This is a genomic window from Streptomyces sp. HB132 (assembly GCF_016909575.1).
In the GTDB taxonomy this organism is placed as follows: domain Bacteria; phylum Actinomycetota; class Actinomycetes; order Streptomycetales; family Streptomycetaceae; genus Streptomyces.
The window spans coordinates 238,652-254,523 of sequence record NZ_JAFBGA010000007.1 but is presented as its reverse complement, the minus strand read 5'-3'; the positions used below and the strand labels follow the sequence as shown (position 1 = coordinate 254,523).

General features: G+C 70.3%; 14 protein-coding genes and 2 pseudogenes. 10 read left to right on the top strand and 6 right to left on the bottom strand.

Annotated elements, in window-relative coordinates:
* The first annotated feature begins 13 nt into the window (after positions 1 to 13).
* Positions 14 to 1,009 carry an Acg family FMN-binding oxidoreductase gene (locus JOC24_RS18115; RefSeq protein ID WP_205021359.1) on the top strand — a complete coding sequence of 332 codons (996 nt, stop codon included), beginning with the start codon at positions 14 to 16 and terminating at the stop codon, positions 1,007 to 1,009.
* Positions 1,010 to 1,186: 177 nt separating this feature from the next.
* A complete protein-coding gene (locus tag JOC24_RS18110) occupies positions 1,187 to 1,642 on the top strand; it encodes a universal stress protein (protein WP_205021358.1) in 456 nt (151 codons plus the stop codon).
* A gap of 161 nt (positions 1,643 to 1,803) precedes the next feature.
* Here the strand turns inward: JOC24_RS18110 and JOC24_RS18105 are convergent, their stop codons facing one another.
* The 3 genes from JOC24_RS18105 to JOC24_RS18095 form a co-directional block, all read right to left on the bottom strand.
* Positions 1,804 to 2,469 carry a CBS domain-containing protein gene (locus JOC24_RS18105; protein ID WP_205021357.1) on the bottom strand — a complete coding sequence of 222 codons (666 nt, stop codon included), beginning with the start codon at positions 2,467 to 2,469 and terminating at the stop codon, positions 1,804 to 1,806.
* A complete protein-coding gene (locus tag JOC24_RS18100; protein WP_205021356.1) occupies positions 2,466 to 3,368 on the bottom strand; it encodes a universal stress protein in 903 nt (300 codons plus the stop codon). Before JOC24_RS18100 ends, JOC24_RS18105 begins: the two co-directional genes overlap by 4 nt.
* A gap of 158 nt (positions 3,369 to 3,526) precedes the next feature.
* Positions 3,527 to 5,275: a sensor histidine kinase gene (locus JOC24_RS18095; RefSeq protein WP_205021355.1), complete on the bottom strand. Its 1,749-nt coding sequence runs from the start codon at positions 5,273 to 5,275 to the stop codon at positions 3,527 to 3,529.
* 201 nt (positions 5,276 to 5,476) lie between these two features.
* On the opposite strand from JOC24_RS18095, the gene JOC24_RS18090 reads away from it, so the two are divergent.
* The gene (locus JOC24_RS18090; protein ID WP_205021354.1) at positions 5,477 to 6,172 is read left to right on the top strand and encodes a response regulator; all 696 of its coding nucleotides are present in this window, start codon (positions 5,477 to 5,479) and stop codon (positions 6,170 to 6,172) included.
* Between the two features lie 63 nt (positions 6,173 to 6,235).
* Here the strand turns inward: JOC24_RS18090 and JOC24_RS18085 are convergent, their stop codons facing one another.
* The gene (locus JOC24_RS18085; RefSeq protein WP_205021353.1) at positions 6,236 to 7,315 is read right to left on the bottom strand and encodes an alcohol dehydrogenase catalytic domain-containing protein; all 1,080 of its coding nucleotides are present in this window, start codon (positions 7,313 to 7,315) and stop codon (positions 6,236 to 6,238) included.
* Positions 7,316 to 7,700: 385 nt separating this feature from the next.
* Between JOC24_RS18085 and JOC24_RS18080 the strand changes: the two genes are divergently transcribed.
* The gene (locus JOC24_RS18080) at positions 7,701 to 8,576 is read left to right on the top strand and encodes a universal stress protein (RefSeq protein WP_205021352.1); all 876 of its coding nucleotides are present in this window, start codon (positions 7,701 to 7,703) and stop codon (positions 8,574 to 8,576) included.
* A 473-nt stretch (positions 8,577 to 9,049) separates the two neighbouring features.
* On the opposite strand, the gene JOC24_RS18075 is transcribed toward JOC24_RS18080, so the two are convergent.
* Positions 9,050 to 10,015 (bottom strand): pirin family protein, encoded by a 966-nt coding sequence (locus tag JOC24_RS18075; protein WP_205021351.1) that lies wholly within the window; start codon positions 10,013 to 10,015, stop codon positions 9,050 to 9,052.
* Positions 10,016 to 10,134: 119 nt separating this feature from the next.
* Here JOC24_RS18075 and JOC24_RS18070 point away from each other — a divergent pair, with 119 nt between their 5' ends.
* A complete protein-coding gene (locus JOC24_RS18070) occupies positions 10,135 to 10,509 on the top strand; it encodes a tetratricopeptide repeat protein (protein ID WP_205021350.1) in 375 nt (124 codons plus the stop codon).
* Positions 10,510 to 10,581: 72 nt separating this feature from the next.
* On the opposite strand, the gene JOC24_RS18065 is transcribed toward JOC24_RS18070, so the two are convergent.
* Entirely contained in the window at positions 10,582 to 11,475 is an 894-nt protein-coding gene (locus JOC24_RS18065; protein ID WP_239580603.1) for a metallophosphoesterase family protein, read from the bottom strand.
* 158 nt (positions 11,476 to 11,633) lie between these two features.
* Between JOC24_RS18065 and JOC24_RS18060 the strand changes: the two genes are divergently transcribed.
* The 5 genes and pseudogenes from JOC24_RS18060 to JOC24_RS18045 all read left to right on the top strand — a co-directional run bounded on the left by JOC24_RS18060 (position 11,634) and on the right by JOC24_RS18045 (position 15,800).
* Complete coding sequence (locus tag JOC24_RS18060) at positions 11,634 to 12,521, top strand: SDR family oxidoreductase (protein ID WP_205021348.1); 888 nt, start codon at positions 11,634 to 11,636, stop codon at positions 12,519 to 12,521.
* Positions 12,522 to 12,557: 36 nt separating this feature from the next.
* Positions 12,558 to 12,854, top strand: a pseudogene (locus JOC24_RS18055) (ornithine decarboxylase); the annotation flags it as partial.
* Positions 12,855 to 13,051: 197 nt separating this feature from the next.
* Positions 13,052 to 13,588 carry a cysteine hydrolase family protein gene (locus tag JOC24_RS18050; RefSeq protein WP_205021347.1) on the top strand — a complete coding sequence of 179 codons (537 nt, stop codon included), beginning with the start codon at positions 13,052 to 13,054 and terminating at the stop codon, positions 13,586 to 13,588.
* Positions 13,589 to 13,750: 162 nt separating this feature from the next.
* Positions 13,751 to 14,354: pseudogene (locus tag JOC24_RS33325) on the top strand (flavodoxin family protein).
* A 234-nt stretch (positions 14,355 to 14,588) separates the two neighbouring features.
* Positions 14,589 to 15,800: a phospholipase D-like domain-containing protein gene (locus JOC24_RS18045; RefSeq protein ID WP_205021346.1), complete on the top strand. Its 1,212-nt coding sequence runs from the start codon at positions 14,589 to 14,591 to the stop codon at positions 15,798 to 15,800.
* The last annotated feature ends 72 nt before the right edge of the window (positions 15,801 to 15,872 follow it).

Here is a 15,872-nt window from a genome sequence, read left to right as displayed (position 1 = left end):
GGAAGGAACACCGATGCCGACTCGACATGCCGACGTCGCGGCGGTGAGCGCGTGGATCGGCGACGCCACCATGGCACCGTCCATGCACAACGCCCAGCCCTGGCGGTTCAGGTACACACCGGCCGTGAACGTGCTGGATGTGCGTATGGACCCGACGCGCTCCATGCCCCGCACGGACCCCGCCGACCGCGGCATGCACATCAGTTGTGGTGCCGCGCTGTTCAATCTCCGCGTGGCTGCCGCACACGCGGGATGGTCGGCGCGTGTCCGCTTGCTACCCGATCCCGCCGATCCCGGTCTGGCCGCCACCGCAGTGTTCACCGAGCACGACGGGACGGACACCCTGGCGACGCTGTACCCGGCGATCGCCCGCCGGCACAGCAGTCGCGAGCCCTTCACGGACGAGTCGGTCCCCGAGGCCCTCCTCGACGGCCTGCGGGGGGCGGCACGGTCCGAGGGCGCGAGCATGTCCGTCCTGAGTGACTGGCAGGTCGACGCGGTGCTCGACGTGGTCGGGGAGGCCGAGCAGAACGAGTCGCTCTCTCCTGACGTCCGGGACGAGATCGCTCGATGGACAGGAACCGGCGCCGGTGACTCCGCCGGGATACCCGGCTATGCCTTCGGGCCGCACCGCCACGACGGCAGGGCGCCGGTACGGGACTTCGCCGTGGGACGCCCGGACCCCGGCCGTGCGTCGGCGGTGTTCGAGCGGTATCCCTGCCTCGCGGTGCTCGGAACGTCCGCCGACCGCCCGCAGGACTGGCTGCTCGCCGGCCAGGCCCTGGAGCGTGTGCTTCTGCAGGCGACCCTGGACGGGTTGTCCACCTCGCTCAACTCGCAGGCCGTCGAGAGCACGGAGCTGCGCTGGCTGTTGCGCGATCCCCGCTCGTCCGCGACGTCGGCGTTCCCTCAGATGCTGCTCCGGCTGGGGTACGGCCCGCTCGTACCCCCGACGCCTCGTCGAGCGGTGAGCGACGTGCTCGACATCGAGCGGCGGACACCGTACTGATACCGGCGGCGCGGCGGAGAGGACACCGTCTCCGGGGCCAGGCGCGGCGGAGCCCACGCCGTCTTCACGGGGCCCGACGCCGGCGACCCGGCCGGGACGACGCCGTCTCCACTGGCGCGGCGCCCGGAGCCCGGGCAGTGTGGACGAGCGGGGACCCCGAGAAGCGGTGAGGCGGTCATGGACAGCAGCAGGGAAACCACCCCTCGTGTCGTAGTCGGCGTCGACGGCTCCGTCCCTTCCCAGCAGGCCCTCCGCTGGGCGGCGGACCATGCTCAGCTCACCGGAGCGGTCGTCGAGGCCGTGTGCGCCTGGGACACCCCCTCCGAGATCGGCTGGGCCGGACCGGCCACGGAAGCCGGATTCGACCTGGAGCGCGCTCGTCTCCGCTTCGCCGAGGGGATCCGCGCGGTATTCGGCGACGTACAGCCCGCCGAGGTGCACGAGATGCTGGTGCAGGGCGATCCGTCGGAGGTCCTGGTCAAGGCTTCGGAAGGAGCGGAGCTGCTTGTCGTCGGCAACAGGGGGCGTGGCGGCTTCGCGCGGGCCATGCTGGGCTCCGTGAGCCAGCGTTGCGCTCAGCACGCCAGGTGTCCCGTGGTCGTCGTACGAGCCGAGGCCGCGCAGGCCCACTGATCCGTGTCGTAAGAGCCGAGGCCGCGCAGGCCCACTGACCCGTCCGTGAGGCCGCGCAGGCCCACTGACCCGTCCGGTCGCCTGGGCGGGCCCACGCCTCGGCATGAGTGTCGCCGCGGGCGCCCGAGCCTCGGCAGAGGCGGGCGACCGCCGCAGCCGGGTCAAGGCGTCGTCGCCGCGGCCGGCCCGCTGAGGTGGCACTGTGCATCCACCACGCCCTCCACCGCTCCGGCGAGCCGCTCGGCGACGGGGATCAGTGCGGCGTCACGGACGGATCCGGTTATCACGACACGTCCTTCGGTCACCTCGACCCGGATGTCCCCGTGCGAGATCGGGAACAGGCGGTCGACGACCTCATGGCGCACCTCGTCGGCGAGTTCCTCGTCCGTCCGCAGGAACACCTTGAGCAGATCGGCCCGGCTGACGATTCCCTTGAGGACTCCGTTCCCGTCGACGACCGGGAGCCGCTTGACCTTGTGGTGGGCCATGAGCCGGGCGGCTTCGGGGAGGAGGGCGTCCGAGGGAACGGTGACGGCGGGCGACGACATGAGGTCGCGGGCGGTCACTGCTCCGGCCTTGGCGTAGTCCGCCAGGCGCTCCCGCTGGCCGATCATGGTGGCGTCCGTGTCCCGGAGTTCCTCCTTGGCCAGCAGGTCCGCTTCGGACACCACCCCCACCACCCTGCCCTCGCCCTCCAGTACGGGCACGGCGGTGACCTGCCACTGGTCGATGGCGGTCACGATCTCCTTGAAGCGGGCGTCAAGTCCCACGGCGACGACCGTTTTCGTCATCACATCGTCCACACGGTGGGGAGACCGGCGGTTCATGGCACTGTTCCTTCCGAAGCGCTCTCGCTGTCGGGAACGACGGCTACGGGGCAGGCCGCGTGATGCAGGACCGTGTGGGCGACCCTGCCGAGCTGCATGCCGAACTGGCGGTGCCGCCGGTGCGCTCCGACGACCAGCAGGTCGGCCACCGCCGAACGGCTGGTGAGAACCTTCCGCGCGGGGCCCTCCGTGACGACTCGCCGCACAGGCACTCCCGGGTGAGCGCCCGCGGCTGCCGCCAAGGCCTCGTCGAGCAGTTCGGAGGCCTGCGCCTCGTGGTATCGGGCGGAGTCGTCGGCCAGGAGCGGATGGTCTGCCGTCTCATGGGACGGACAGCGCCACGCGCGCACGACGTCCAGCTCGCACCGCCTCAGCAGCGCCTCTGCGAAGGCGAATCGCACGGCTGCCGAATCGACGTCGGTGTCTCCTACACCGAGCAGGATCCGTCCGTGTGCGCCGTCCAGCCCGGCCTTGTCGCCGCGCACGACCACGGCGGGTACATGGGCTCTCGCCGCGACCGCGAGACTCACCGATCCGAGCAACAGACCGGTGAACTCGCCCCGCCCTCGCGAGCCGGTGACCAGAGCGAAGGCCTCCGCGCCTTCCCTCAGCAACGCGTCGACGGCGTCCTCGTGGGGGACGTCGGTCGTGACGTGCAGGTCCGGCGCGCGAAGGCGTATCCGTTCCGCCGTGGCGCCCAGGATGTTCTCGGCCATCACCTGTCCGTCGGGACGCGAGAGCCGGGCCGCGAGAGCGGCCCCCTCGTAGCGCTGCCACAAGGACGCGTACACCAGACGCAGGGGCAGTCCGTGGCGCACCGCTTCGTCCGCTGCCCACTCAGCGGCACGGATACTGGGCTCGCTTCCGTCCACACCGACAACCAGAGGGGGAGATGCCATGGTCCTCACGTCCCTGTCCGCGCATACCTTCCACTCCTGCCACGGTCCCATCGGCACAGCAGCGGATCACAGGGCCGACCGGACCCCAGGGGTGCCCGGGCGGCCCTCCGACGCCTTCCGGGCGCCCGGCTCCGGCCGCGTCCAAGGCGTCGGCAAAGTCACCGGGCGGGCCGGTCGTGGGCGGCTCCCGGAGCCACTGGGGCGGTCCACGTCAGTCTGGTGCCACCGCCGTCCGGGGCGCCGATGTACAGGCCGCCCCCCGCTGCCCGGGCACGCTCGCGGAGATTGTCCAGCCCGCTGAACACCGCGCCCACCGGGATGCCCACGCCGTCGTCGGTGACCGTCAGCGTGAGCAGTTCGGACGTGACGCGCAGATGCACGTCGATCGAGCCCGCCGTCGCGTACCGTGCGGCGTTGCTCAGTGCCTCCACGAGTACGGCCACCACGTGGTCGGCGAGAGGTCCCGGAACCCGGGTCTCGACGAGTCCTTCGATCCGCAGACCGGGCGCGAAGCCCAGAGGCACCGTGGAGGCCTCGACGGCCTGCGCGATCCTGCTGCGCAGGCCCGGCGGGGCGGCGCCGCCCGTGTCGTGCGTGCGCAGTCCGAAGATGGTGGAACGAATGATCTTGATGGTCGTGTCCAGATCGTCCACCGCCCTGCGGAGCCGCTGCTCCGCCTGCGGATGCGTCACGAACCGCTGTGCGCCCTGCAGTGTCATCCCGGTGGCGAACAGTCGTTGTATCGCCAGGTCGTGAAGGTCACGGGCGATGCGGTCCCGGTCCTCCAGGACGGCCGTCTGTTCCGCGTTCTTCCGGCGCTCGGCCAGTTCCATGGCCAGCGAGGCCTGGCGTGCGAATGCCGTCAGCGGCTCCGACTCCTCGACGGAGAAAGGTGTGCTGCCCTTCTTGCGGGCCAGCAGCAGCACGCCTCGGACAGCTGTTCCCGACCCGATGGCCACCGCTACCGCCGGCCCGAAGCCGGCCCAACGCACGGCTTCGTCCCGGCTGCGTGGGTCGTTCTCGATGTCGGTGGTCTCCGACGCCCCCGCACGCGTGAAGGAGGTGCCCAGGTAGCCGGCCCCCATGGGCACGAACGACCCGTGATGCCTTTCCGCCTCGGCACCGGTGGCCAGCGCGATGCGCAGCTTGCCCGCGCCCTCGACAGGAATCGCGATCAGCCCCAGGTCCGCGGACACGTTCGCTCGTGCGCGCCTGAGGATCAGGGCCATCACCTCGGCCCGGGGGCAGTCCGACAGCAGACTGTTGGTGACTTCGGAGCCCGCGGCCAGCCAGCGTTCACGGCGGCAGGACTCCTCGTAGAGTCGTGAGTTCTCGATGGCGATGCCCGCGGCTACGGCCAGGGTGAGCAGCAACGACTCGTCCTCCGCGTCGAACTCCCGGGCACCGCGCTTCTGCGTGAGGTAGAGGTTGCCGAAGACCTGCCCCCGTACGCGGATCGGGACGCCCAGGAAGGAATGCATCTGCGGGTGATGCGGCGGGAAGCCGTACGACGACGGGTGCGCGGCCAGTTCGGCCAGCCGGAGCGGTTCCGGGTGGCGGATCAGTTCGCCGAGCAGGCCGTGCCCGACGGGCAGCGCGCCTATCGCCGCCCATTGCTCGTCGTCCACGCCCACGGGTATGAACTCCGAGAGGCGGTGGTCCTCACCGACCACACCGAGGGCGCCGTATTCGGCGTCGACGAGGACGGTCGCCTCCTGCACTATGCGGCGCAGGACTTGCGAGAGTTCGAGTTCACGGCCTACCGACAGGACCGCCTCCAGGAGGCTGTGGATCTGGTCCTGGGAGACACGGGCGGCGTCCAGGCGGGCCTGGAGCCGGCTCAGCAGCTCATGCGTCCGCGACTGGGCGTGTGTCCACGCGTCGGCGCCCGGATCGCCTTCACTCACGACGGCCACCCTCCTGTGACGCCGGGGAACTGCCTCGCCTACCACCGTATGACCGGCAGGGAGAAGCCGCGCCCTCCGGGCAGGGGCAGGAACGGACCGTGCTACCGACGTGCCGAGCCGAACCGGCTACACGGAGGGATACTGGCCGTGCAACGGGTTCACGTGGCGCGTCGTGGTGCCACGACGGGTACAGGGGCAGCAATGACAGACGAACGGGCCGGTGTCGCTGGAGAAGGACTCACCCGGGTCTTCGTGCTCGACGACCATGAGGTGGTGCGCTGCGGCCTGCGTGACCTGCTCGACTCCGAGCCGGATCTCACCGTGGTGGGAGAGGCGGAGACCGCGCAGCAGGCCGTTGCCCGGGGTCCGGCGCTCCGCCCCGATGTCGCCGTTCTCGACGTCCGGCTGCCGGACGGCGACGGGATAACCGTCTGCCGGGAACTGCGTTCGCGCATGCCGGATCTCGCCTGCCTCATGCTGACGTCGTTCGACGAGGAGGAGGCCTTGCTCGACTCCATCATGGCGGGCGCCGCGGGCTACGTGCTCAAGGAGATCAAGGGAGTGGATCTCGTGGCGGCCGTGCGAACGGTGGCCACCGGGCAGTCGATGCTGGACCCGACGACCACGGCCCACCTCATGCGCTCGCTGCGTTCTCCCGCCTCGGCGCACCCGGAGGGGGACGAACGGCTGTCGGTGCTGTCCGACCGGGAACGCGCGGTCCTGGACCTCATCGGTGAAGGGCTCACCAACCGGCAGATCAGCAAGAGGCTCTACCTGTCCGAGAAGACGGTGAAGAACCACATCTCCCGTCTGCTGTCGAAGCTCGGCGTGGAGCGCAGGGTGCAGGCCGCGGTCATCGCGACACAGGCGCACGACCGCGAGCAAACGGACCGCTGATTCCGCTTCCGGCGTTCGCCGGTTCGCCGCCTGAGCCCGGCTGGCCGGCCGGGCAGCGCTCCTTCAGGGAGCCTGGGCGGGCACCGAGACCTCGTCGTGCGAGGACGCGCCGAGTACCACCTTCAGCGCACCTGTGCCGGCGGCGCCGGAGAAGACGTCGTACGCCTCCTCCATCTGCGGGAGCGTGAAGCGGTGCGTGACCAGCGCGGGTGCCGCGGGGAGCCGGCCGGCCGCCATCATCTCCAGCAGCAGCGGGGTGGAACAGGTGTCCACCAGTCCGGTCGTGATGGTCACGTCCTTCGACCAGAGGCTCTCCAGGTGAAGCGCCGCCGGTTTGCCGTGCACGCCCACATTGGCGACCCTGCCGACGGGTCGCACCATCCGCATGCACTGCTCGAAGGTCTCGGGAACCCCGACTGCTTCGACGACCACGTCGGCGCCCAGACCGTTCGTCAGATCGCCGACCAGAATCTCGGGGTCCTCGTCGGCCCCTGCGGTGACGTCCGCACCCATGGCGCGCGCGGCCTCCAGCCGCGACTGTGCGAAGTCGACCGCGATGATTCTGCGCGGGGTGTACAGGCGGGCGGTCGCGATGGTAGCGAGCCCGATGGGGCCTGCCCCGACGACCACGACCGTGTCGCCCGGCCCCACGCGCCCGCTCAGCACGCCCACCTCGTACGCCGTCGGGAATATGTCCGCGAGCAGGACGGCGTCCTCGCTGCTCACGGCATGGGGAAGCGGATGGACGGAGAGGTCGGCGAAGGGCACACGGACGTATTCGGCCTGTGTGCCGTCGATCAGGTGGCCCAGGATCCAGCCGCCTCCGCCCAGGCACTGCCCGAAGCGGTTCTCGCGGCAGAAGCGACAGCGGCCGCAGGCGCTGATGCAGGAGACCAGCACCCGGTCGCCCGGCCGTACGCTCCGCACGTCGCCTCCTGTCTCCACCACCTCGCCCACCGCCTCGTGGCCGAGGACGGTGCCGGGGGTCACCTCGGGCACGTCTCCCTTCATGATGTGCAGATCCGTTCCGCAGATGGTGACGGCGTCGACACGGATCACCGCGTCGCCGGCGTCTTGGATGCCGGGGTCGGGGACGTCCTGCCAGGACTTCTGCCCCTCGCCGTGGAAAACCAGTGCCTTCATGACGTCGTCCCTCTCCGCTGCTCGAAGCGCCTGTCACCACACTCCCAACGGGGACGTCGCGACGCTTGGGCCGGTCGGCACCCGACCGGGACCACTCCGCCCCCGGCGCACACGACCGGGGTGCCACCGCGGTCGGGCGCGGAGGGGCCGTGGGCGAACGGGCGGGTGGAGCGTCGTGGCCCCGTGTTCCGCGTAACCGGTCACGTCACGCCGGGTACAGCAGTGACCGCGGCCTCTCGGTCCTGAAACAGGTCCGCACGGCCCTTCCCCCGCCCGGCCCGAGCGCCGACAGTGGGGGTGACCGGGCCGCCGGGGTGCGGGCTCCCGGGGCACGCACTGGCCCCGGACAACTGAGCGGGTTCGGCAGAGGGCGAGGAGGCCCTTCATGAACCAGAGCATCGCCGTCGGTCTGGACGGATCCGCCGAGAGCGCCGCCGCGGCTCACTGGGCCGCGCGGGAGGCGATCCTGCGGGAACGGCCCCTCCTTCTCGTCCACTGCGAGGAGGGGCCGTCCCCCGTCGGCTTCCGCGTCGGCGGAACCGACGCACGTGAGCGGTGGGCCGAGGCGCTCCTTGCCGATGCCTCGGACGCACTGCGCGGGGCTCATCCGCACCTGCGGGTCAGCACGATGGCGGTCGACGGTCCGCCGGGCGTCGCGCTCACCGAAGTGGCCCCCACGTCCGAGATGCTCGTCCTGGGGTCCCGGGGGCTGGGAACCGTCTCCGGTCACGTCCTCGGTTCCGTCGGCCTGGCGGTGGTTCGGGGGTCGGAGCGGCCCGTCGTACTCGTACGCGGGACGCAGGAGGCTGAGCGCGAGGCGCGGGGCCACGGTGCGTACGGTCCGGTCGTCGTAGGAATCGACACCGACCGGCCGAGCGACGCCCCCCTCGCGTTCGCCTTCGAGGAGGCGGCACACCGCGCGTGCCCGCTGTGTGTGCTGCACAGTGCCGCGGCTCCCCCGTTGTACGGCTCCGGGATGGCTTACGAACCCGCGGTCACGGATCAGCTCACACGCCAGGTGGAGGCGAAGCTGAGCGACCTCATCGCGCCCTGGCGGCAGAGGTGGCCGGCCGTCCGCGTCGACGTACGGGTGACGACCGGCCGAGCCGCGGGCCAGATCCTGGAGAGCGGAGCCGGCGCGGATCTCGTCGTCGTCGGACGACGCATCCGCAGGTCCTCGGTGGGCCCCCATGTCGGACCGGTCACCCACAACGTCCTCCACCACGCCTCAAGCCCCGTCGCGGTCGTCGCTCACCGGTGACATGCCGCCGTCGGGGGTTCCGACGCAAGCGCTTCCGTGCACGCTCCTGGCCGGGTCACCGTCCTCATGGGGCCTCCCTGCGATGTCTCCGTCCCGGACGACGGTGGAGAAACGGACGCCGATCCCTCGACGTCCGGCGCCAGGGTGAAGACCTCGCCTGTTTCGGGCGCAGTCCTCACCGGATGGTGCGATGCCGCGCGCATCCGAGGACGAGAACACGCTTCGTGGATGTCGGCGCGGATCTCCCGGCGGATCCGCGGGCTGCGGACCCGGCCCGGCGCGGCTGACGGGAGGGTGCGCGGGCTGGTGTCGCCGTGCCGGCAAGTTGGAGAGAGCCGGGACCGGAGGGGTCCGGCTCGGTGGCGGGCCACTCGGCCGGGAGCCGGCACTGCGGCGGTTAAGGGCCGTCGACCGCTTGGCGGACCTCGTGTCCGCCCGGAGTGCACCGGTCCTCACACACACTTCACTGCATCTCAGCGCACCCGCCCACGCGGCTTGAGGGCCACGGGCGGCAGTGCGGGAGCAGACAGCCTGCCGCCGTCGTAGCCGTGCACCTCACCGAAACGGGAGCCCGCCGCCCACGCCTGGCGGGCGTCCTCGATCTCCTCGTGGGAGCGCCCGATGAAGTTCCACCACATGACGATCTCCTCCTCGAACGGCTCGCCGCCGAGAAGCATCAGTCCGGCGTCGGAAGCGGCGCGCAGCGGCAGTTCGGTGCGGCCGCAGCCGAGGTAGAGCATCGACCCGGGCAGGACCGGGACACCGTCGACCTCGGCTTCACCGGACATCGAGAGCACCGCGTACTCGAAGTCGGGGTCCAGCGGCAACCGGGCTTCGGCGCCGGCGGTCAGGGCCAGGTCCGCTCCGACGATCGGCGTGTAGGCCTTGCCCGGCGATACGGCTCCGTCGAGTTCGCCCAGGATCACGGTGGCGGTGAGGCCCGGGGCCGTGACGGTGGGCAGCTCGGTGTGGTGCTGGAAGTGCGGCTCCACATGCCGGTCCGCGTCGGGCAGGGCAACCCAGAGCTGGGCACCGTGCAGCAATCTGGCGTGCGGCTTCGGACTCTCCTCGGAGTGGCTGATGGCCCTTCCGGACGTCATGAGGCCCAGTTCCCGCGGCCGGATCTGCTGGAGACTGCCCAGGCTGTCGCGGTGCAGGACCTCCCCGTCGTGCAGCCAGCTGACCGTCTGCAGGCCCATGTGCGGGTGCGGTGGCACCTGCATCCCGGGCTCGTCGGCGATGTCGTCAGGGCCGTAGTGATCCACGAAGGCCCAGGCACCGACCATGCGGCGCCCCAGGTTGGGCAGCAGTCTGCGTACCTCGGTGGACTCGCCCAGTTGGACGCGGCGCGGGGCGAGGAGTTCACGTACCGGTTCGGCGACGACGAAGCCGCGTCCTCCGCAGACGGAGAGTGCGGCCTGGCGATCGAGATTGCTCATGGCGCACAACCTATTCCCGTACGACCGTGGAGCGCCGGTCCCACGCCGAAAATTTAGTGGAATGTTTAACTACTTCGTCGTGTTGACGCGTCCGAAGGCATCACGCCCGAGGAGGAGAAGTGGAAGACGTCTACTACGAGTTCGGCACGCCCGCCGACCGCTGGGACCGCGCGCAGCTGTTCTTCGAGGCGAAGGAGTACCTGACCGCGGCCCGGATCCTCGGTGGCCTGGTGCAGGAGGCGCCGGACCTGGTGGCGCCGCGGCTGCTGCTGGCTCGCGCCTACTACCACTCGGCCCGGCTGGCCAAGGCGGAGGCCGAACTGCGTGAGGTGCTGGAGCGCAACCCCGTCGAGGAGTACGCGCGACTGATGCTCGGACGCACCCTGGAACGTCAGGGCCGGGACGCGGAGGCGGCCACGCATCTGCGGATGAACGACGCGATGACCGGCGCGCTCGGATCCGAGCCCGCGAAGGAGCAGGAACACGAGGGGTGACGGACGCCGGCAGCCAGGACCCGGGGAGCGGAAGTCTTGACACCGCTCCCCGGCCGACCCGGCCTTCCGTTGTCACGGGGCAGCGGTTCCCGCCGCCGGGGGCCGCTCCTCGTAGGGGAGGATCTGCCGCAGCAGCCCTCGCGGGTGGCCACGCTTGCGCCACTCCCGGGGGTAGCCGATCGAGACCTCCTCGAACCGCACACCGTCATGCCAGGTCGTGCGCGGGATGTGGAGGTGACCGTAGACGACGGCTGCGACATTGAAACGGCGGTGCCAGTCGGCGGTGAGTTCCGTGCCGCACCACTGGGCGAACTCCGGATACCACATCACGGAGGTGGGTTCCCGCAGCAGAGGCCAGTGCCCGGCGATCACGAGGGGCACCTCCGGGTCGTGCCCGGCCAGACGCTTCTCGGTGAGGGCCACCCGCGCCCTGCACCAGTCGTCCCGGGTCGGATAGGGGTCGGGGTGCAGCAGGTACTCGTCGGTGCAGACGACACCCGCCTCGTGGGCGCGGGCCAGTGACTCCTCCTTGGTCGCCGTTCCGGGGACCCTGAAGGTGTAGTCGTACAGCAGGAACACGGGCGCGACGGCAACGGGGCCGTCCGCACCCTGCCACCGGGGATAGGGATCCTCGGGCGTGGTCACGCCCAGCTCTCTGCACACCTGGACGAGGTGCTCGTACCTTGCCTGGCCACGCAGCCGGACCGGGTCCGTGTCCACGGTCCACAACTCGTGGTTCCCGGGGGTCCACACCACATGGGCGAATCTCCCCGCGAGCAGTTCGAGCGTGCGTTCGATCTCTTCGGGCTGCTCTGCCACGTCCCCTGCCACGATGAGCCAGTCCTCGTCCGAGGACGGGTGCAACCGGTCGGCGAGGGGGCGGTTGTCGGCGATCCCCACGTGGAGATCACTGACCGCGAGAAGGCGGCCGGCACCCCGCTGGGCGCCCGCGACTGGCTCGATCATGGAACTCATGATTCGAAATTACCTTCTCCACGGCTCCGCCGGGGCCGGTCCGCTCGACATGCCTGTTCTTCGTCCGCCCGGGATGATTGACCGACCGCCTCGGGGGCACGCGGCGAGGCGTGCGCGACTCCATGCCCGCCATGAAGAGGGAGACGTCGATGACTGACACCGGGCAGCCGCAGGACCCGACACGGCGCCATCCACAGCCGGAGTTCCCGCAGCAGGACCAGGAGCATCCGGGCTGGACGGGGCCGATGGATCCGCCACCGGACCACGGCGAGGACTCGTACGTGGGAAGTGGGCTCCTCGTCGGGCGCAAGGCGGTCGTCACCGGGGGCGACTCCGGCATCGGACGCGCGGTGGCCCTCGCCTTCGCACGGGAGGGGGCGGACGTCGTGCTGACCCATCTGCCCGAGGAGAAGGGCGAAGCGCAGGAGACCTGCCGACTCGTCGAGCAGGCGGGCCGCAGGGCGATTCCGCTGGAGTGCGACATCCGTGACGAGAAGCAGTGCCGGGCCCTCATCGAGCAGGCTGTGGCCGAGTTCGGACGGATCGACATCCTGGTGAACAACGCCGCCTACCAGATGTCCCAGCCCGACGGTATCGGCGCCATCTCGACCTCCCAGTTCGACCGTGTGGTGCGTACCAACCTGTACGGCATGTTCTGGCTGTGCAAGACCGCCCTGCCCCATATCCCGGCCGGCGGCTCGATCATCAACACCACCTCGGTGCAGGCGTACAAGCCCAGTCCTCATCTGCTGGACTACGCCATGACCAAGGGCGCCATCGTCACCTTCACCCAGGGACTCGCCCAGATGCTGGCGTCCGACGGGATCCGCGTCAACGCGGTCGCCCCCGGGCCGGTCTGGACGCCCCTCATTCCGGCGACCTTGCCCGACACCAAGGAATTCGGGAAGCAGAGCCCCCTGGGCCGGCCGGCCCAGCCTGCGGAGATGGCACCCGCCTATGTCTTTCTCGCCTCGTCGAACGCGTCGTTCATCACCGGCGAGATCATGAACGCGACCGGCGGAACGCCGCTGCCCTGACCTGATCACCCCGGGACCGGAGGGAAGGCGCCCCACATGAGCGAAGACCATCACGAAGCACCCGTGCTCGATGCCCTGGCGGACTACAAGGCGAAGGGCCGGCTGGGCTTCTCCCCTCCTGGCCACAAACAGGCGCGCGGTGCCGCACCTTCGGTACGTGACGTACTCGGGGATGCCGTTTTCCTCGGTGACATGCTGGCCTTCGGCGGGTTGGACGGCCGCCGCCGGACCTCGGGAGTCCTGCGGCGCGCCCAGGAACTGATGGCCGACGCGGTGCATGCCGAGCACACCTTCTTCTCCACCTGCGGCAGCTCCCTGTCGGTCAAGGCCGCCAGGGATGAACGTTCCTGACCCGGCCGACCCGACCTTGCGGACAATTCATGTATGCAAGGACGGGGAGAGCCCCGCGCCGTGATCAGGGCGGCTCGCGGACCGATGCGTGCCGTCATGCGGGGCGGCCACCCGCACGCCGTGCACGGCACGGCCCCGTAGCGACTGCGCGCGTCACAGCGCGGTGAGAGCAGGCAATCATGAGCAGAAGCGCCCTCATCGTCATCGACATGCTCAACACGTACGGCCACCCGGATGCCGAGCACCTCATTCCGTCCGTGCGCGAGGCGCTCCCCCACATCGTGGGTCTCATCGGACGGGCGCGGGACCGGGGTGTACCGGTGATCTACGTGAACGACAACTTCGGGCAGTGGCGATCCCATCACGGCGAGATCATCGAGACCACACTGGCGGGGCCCCACCGCCGTCTGGTGGAGCCCGTGCTGCCGGACGCCGATTCGCTGTTCGTCATCAAGGCCAGACACTCGATCTTCTACGAGACTCCGCTCAGCTACCTCTTGTCGCAGTTGGACGTGAACCGTGTGGTGCTCTGTGGTCAGGTCACCGAGCAGTGCGTCCTCTACTCGGCCCTGGACGCGCATATCCGACATCTTGACGTGACGGTCCCCGACGACGCCGTAGCCCACATCCACCGGGACCTGGCGCAGGCGTCCCTGCGGCTGATGGAACGCAACATGAACGCGTCGATCCGGAAAGCCGCCTCCGTCGAGTTCTGAGCATCCTCCGCCCGCGCGGGCCGTCGCGGCACGGGAGTGCGCCGCCACGGACGTGTCGTACGGGTCGTCTCCGCGGCTGCACGGAGTGGGCCCGGCGTCCGCGGGGCACAGTGGCGCCGAACCCGATGAGTCCGACCCCGGCCCCGAAGCGGCACCCCCGAGATGCGCGCCCTGGCCTTCGTGTGCACCCTCCGCCCGTCACCCGCCCCCTCCAGCAGCCAACCCATCGCCGAACAGGTGATGGCCGAGTTCGGGAGCCTCGGAGTGAACCGGCGAGGTGGTCCACGCGGCCGATCACGACATCCGGCCGGGAGTCCGGCTCGACATGGGCGACGGTGACGCCTGGCCCGCCCTGCGCGAGAAGGTCATGGTGGCCGACATCGTCCTCCTCGCCACACCCGTCTGGTTGGGCCACCCCTCGATCAAGTGTCTGCCGGCGCATCCTGGAGCGACTGGACGCCGAGTTGTCCCAGACCGACGGACACGGCCGTCTGCCGACGTACGGCAAGGTCGCCGCGGCAGCCGTGGTGGGCAACGAGGACGGTGCTCACGAGGTCAGCTCCGATCTGTTCCAGGGCCTCAACGACCTGGATTCTCGCTGGCTCCGGGAGCTGTCACCTACTGGGTCGGGGAGGCCAAGCAGGGGGCGGACTACAAGGACCTTGACGGCCCGCCGGAGGCAGTCGCCTCAACGACCCGCACCCTGGCGGTCAACGCGACCCATCTTGCGCGTCCGCTCTCCGGCAGCGCATACCCCGGGGCCTGATCCTGACGTCGGGCCCGGCCCGTGGTGCCGCCCCGTACACGGCCCCGGACCAGCGGCAGGTCGAAGCCCGGCTGCCGCACCGAACTGCGCGGTCAGGAACGCCGTCGGCGTCCCGTCAGCTGCCGGTCCCGGAAGGAAGGAGCGTCCGGCGGGTGGCTGAGCGTGTTCCCGCGTCCGTTACATCGCGGGAGTACAGTCGCCGTGCCCCGTCGCTTTCAGTACACAAGGTGAGAGATGTCCAGCCACATAGACCAGCGGTCCACGCACCCCAGACCTGACGACGCCCTCTACGCGGAGCGCGCGCACCGGCTGCGCCGGCGGCTGGAGCGCCTGATCGGCATCGCCGCCACCGAGGGCAACAAACTCGTCCCCCTCCGCAACGGGGACCAGATCTTCACCTCGATGCTCGAGTCCATCCGCGGAGCGCAGCACACCGTGGACATGATGACGTTCGTGTACTGGCGCGGTGACATCGCCCGCGACTTCGCCGAGGCACTGGCGGAGCGGGCTCGCGCCGGAGTCAGGGTGCGGCTGCTGCTGGACGGATTCGGCTCCCGGCTCATCGAGAAGGGCCAGCTGGCGCTGATGGACGAGGCCGGGGTGGAGGTGGCGTGGTTCCGCAAGCCCCTGTACCTCTCGCCGCTCAAGCAGAACCACCGCTGCCACCGCAAGGTCCTCATCACGGACGAGGAGACGGCGTTCACCGGCGGAGTCGGGATCGCCGAGGAGTGGTGCGGTGACGCCCGCAACGAGAACGAGTGGCGGGACACCCACGTGAGGGTCCACGGCCCCGCGGTGGACGGTCTGGCCGCGGCGTTCGCGCAGAACTGGGCGGAGTGCCACGACGAGCTGTTCACCGAACGCGACCGGTTCGTCGCCGCGACACAGCCTGGCGACGCGGTCGTACAGGTGGTCCGCGGATCGGCCGGATTCGGCTGGCAGGACATGCAGACCCTGCTGCGCGTCGTGCTGGAGTCCGCCGAGGAGCGGGTCCGGCTCACCACGGCGTACTTCGCGCCCGACCCGTACTTCATCGGGTTGCTGTGCGCGGCCGCCCGCCGGGGGGTCACCGTGGAGATCCTGCTCCCCGGGCCGCACACGGACAAGCGGGTGTGCCAGCTTGCCGGTCAGCACCATTACGAGGAGCTCACGGCCTGCGGGGTGAAGATCTACCAGTACCAGCCGACCATGCTGCACGCCAAGGTCCTGACGGTGGACGGTGTCGCCTCGCTGATCGGTTCGACGAACTTCAACCGCCGTTCGCTCGAGCATGACGAAGAGGTGATGCTCGCGGTCCTGGACCGGGAGTTCACCGCCACGCTGGACGGTCACTTCCAGGAGGACGTGGAGCGGAGCACCCTCATCGACGGACATCGGTGGAAGCGCCGTTCACCGGTGCAGAGGGTGCGGGAGGCTGCGGTCCTGCCGATCCGCCGCTGGCTCTGACACACACGGACGAGTGCGCCACCACACGGAGGGGTGGCGCACCCGTGTCTCACGCGCGGCGGGTCGGCCGCC

What these genes read in the sequence shown, in the direction of transcription:
- JOC24_RS18050 (WP_205021347.1), top strand. Translation starts at nt 13,052, where the DNA reads ATGAGCAGAAGCGCCCTCATCGTCATCGACATGCTCAACACGTACGGC.
- JOC24_RS18110 (WP_205021358.1), top strand. Translation starts at nt 1,187, where the DNA reads ATGGACAGCAGCAGGGAAACCACCCCTCGTGTCGTAGTCGGCGTCGAC.
- JOC24_RS18075 (WP_205021351.1), bottom strand. Translation starts at nt 10,015, where the DNA reads ATGAGCAATCTCGATCGCCAGGCCGCACTCTCCGTCTGCGGAGGACGC.
- JOC24_RS18060 (WP_205021348.1), top strand. Translation starts at nt 11,634, where the DNA reads ATGACTGACACCGGGCAGCCGCAGGACCCGACACGGCGCCATCCACAG.
- JOC24_RS18100 (WP_205021356.1), bottom strand. Translation starts at nt 3,368, where the DNA reads ATGGCATCTCCCCCTCTGGTTGTCGGTGTGGACGGAAGCGAGCCCAGT.
- JOC24_RS18045 (WP_205021346.1), top strand. Translation starts at nt 14,589, where the DNA reads ATGTCCAGCCACATAGACCAGCGGTCCACGCACCCCAGACCTGACGAC.
- JOC24_RS18115 (WP_205021359.1), top strand. Translation starts at nt 14, where the DNA reads ATGCCGACTCGACATGCCGACGTCGCGGCGGTGAGCGCGTGGATCGGC.
- JOC24_RS18105 (WP_205021357.1), bottom strand. Translation starts at nt 2,469, where the DNA reads ATGAACCGCCGGTCTCCCCACCGTGTGGACGATGTGATGACGAAAACG.
- JOC24_RS18085 (WP_205021353.1), bottom strand. Translation starts at nt 7,315, where the DNA reads ATGAAGGCACTGGTTTTCCACGGCGAGGGGCAGAAGTCCTGGCAGGAC.
- JOC24_RS18090 (WP_205021354.1), top strand. Translation starts at nt 5,477, where the DNA reads ATGACAGACGAACGGGCCGGTGTCGCTGGAGAAGGACTCACCCGGGTC.
- JOC24_RS18080 (WP_205021352.1), top strand. Translation starts at nt 7,701, where the DNA reads ATGAACCAGAGCATCGCCGTCGGTCTGGACGGATCCGCCGAGAGCGCC.
- JOC24_RS18065 (WP_239580603.1), bottom strand. Translation starts at nt 11,475, where the DNA reads ATGATCGAGCCAGTCGCGGGCGCCCAGCGGGGTGCCGGCCGCCTTCTC.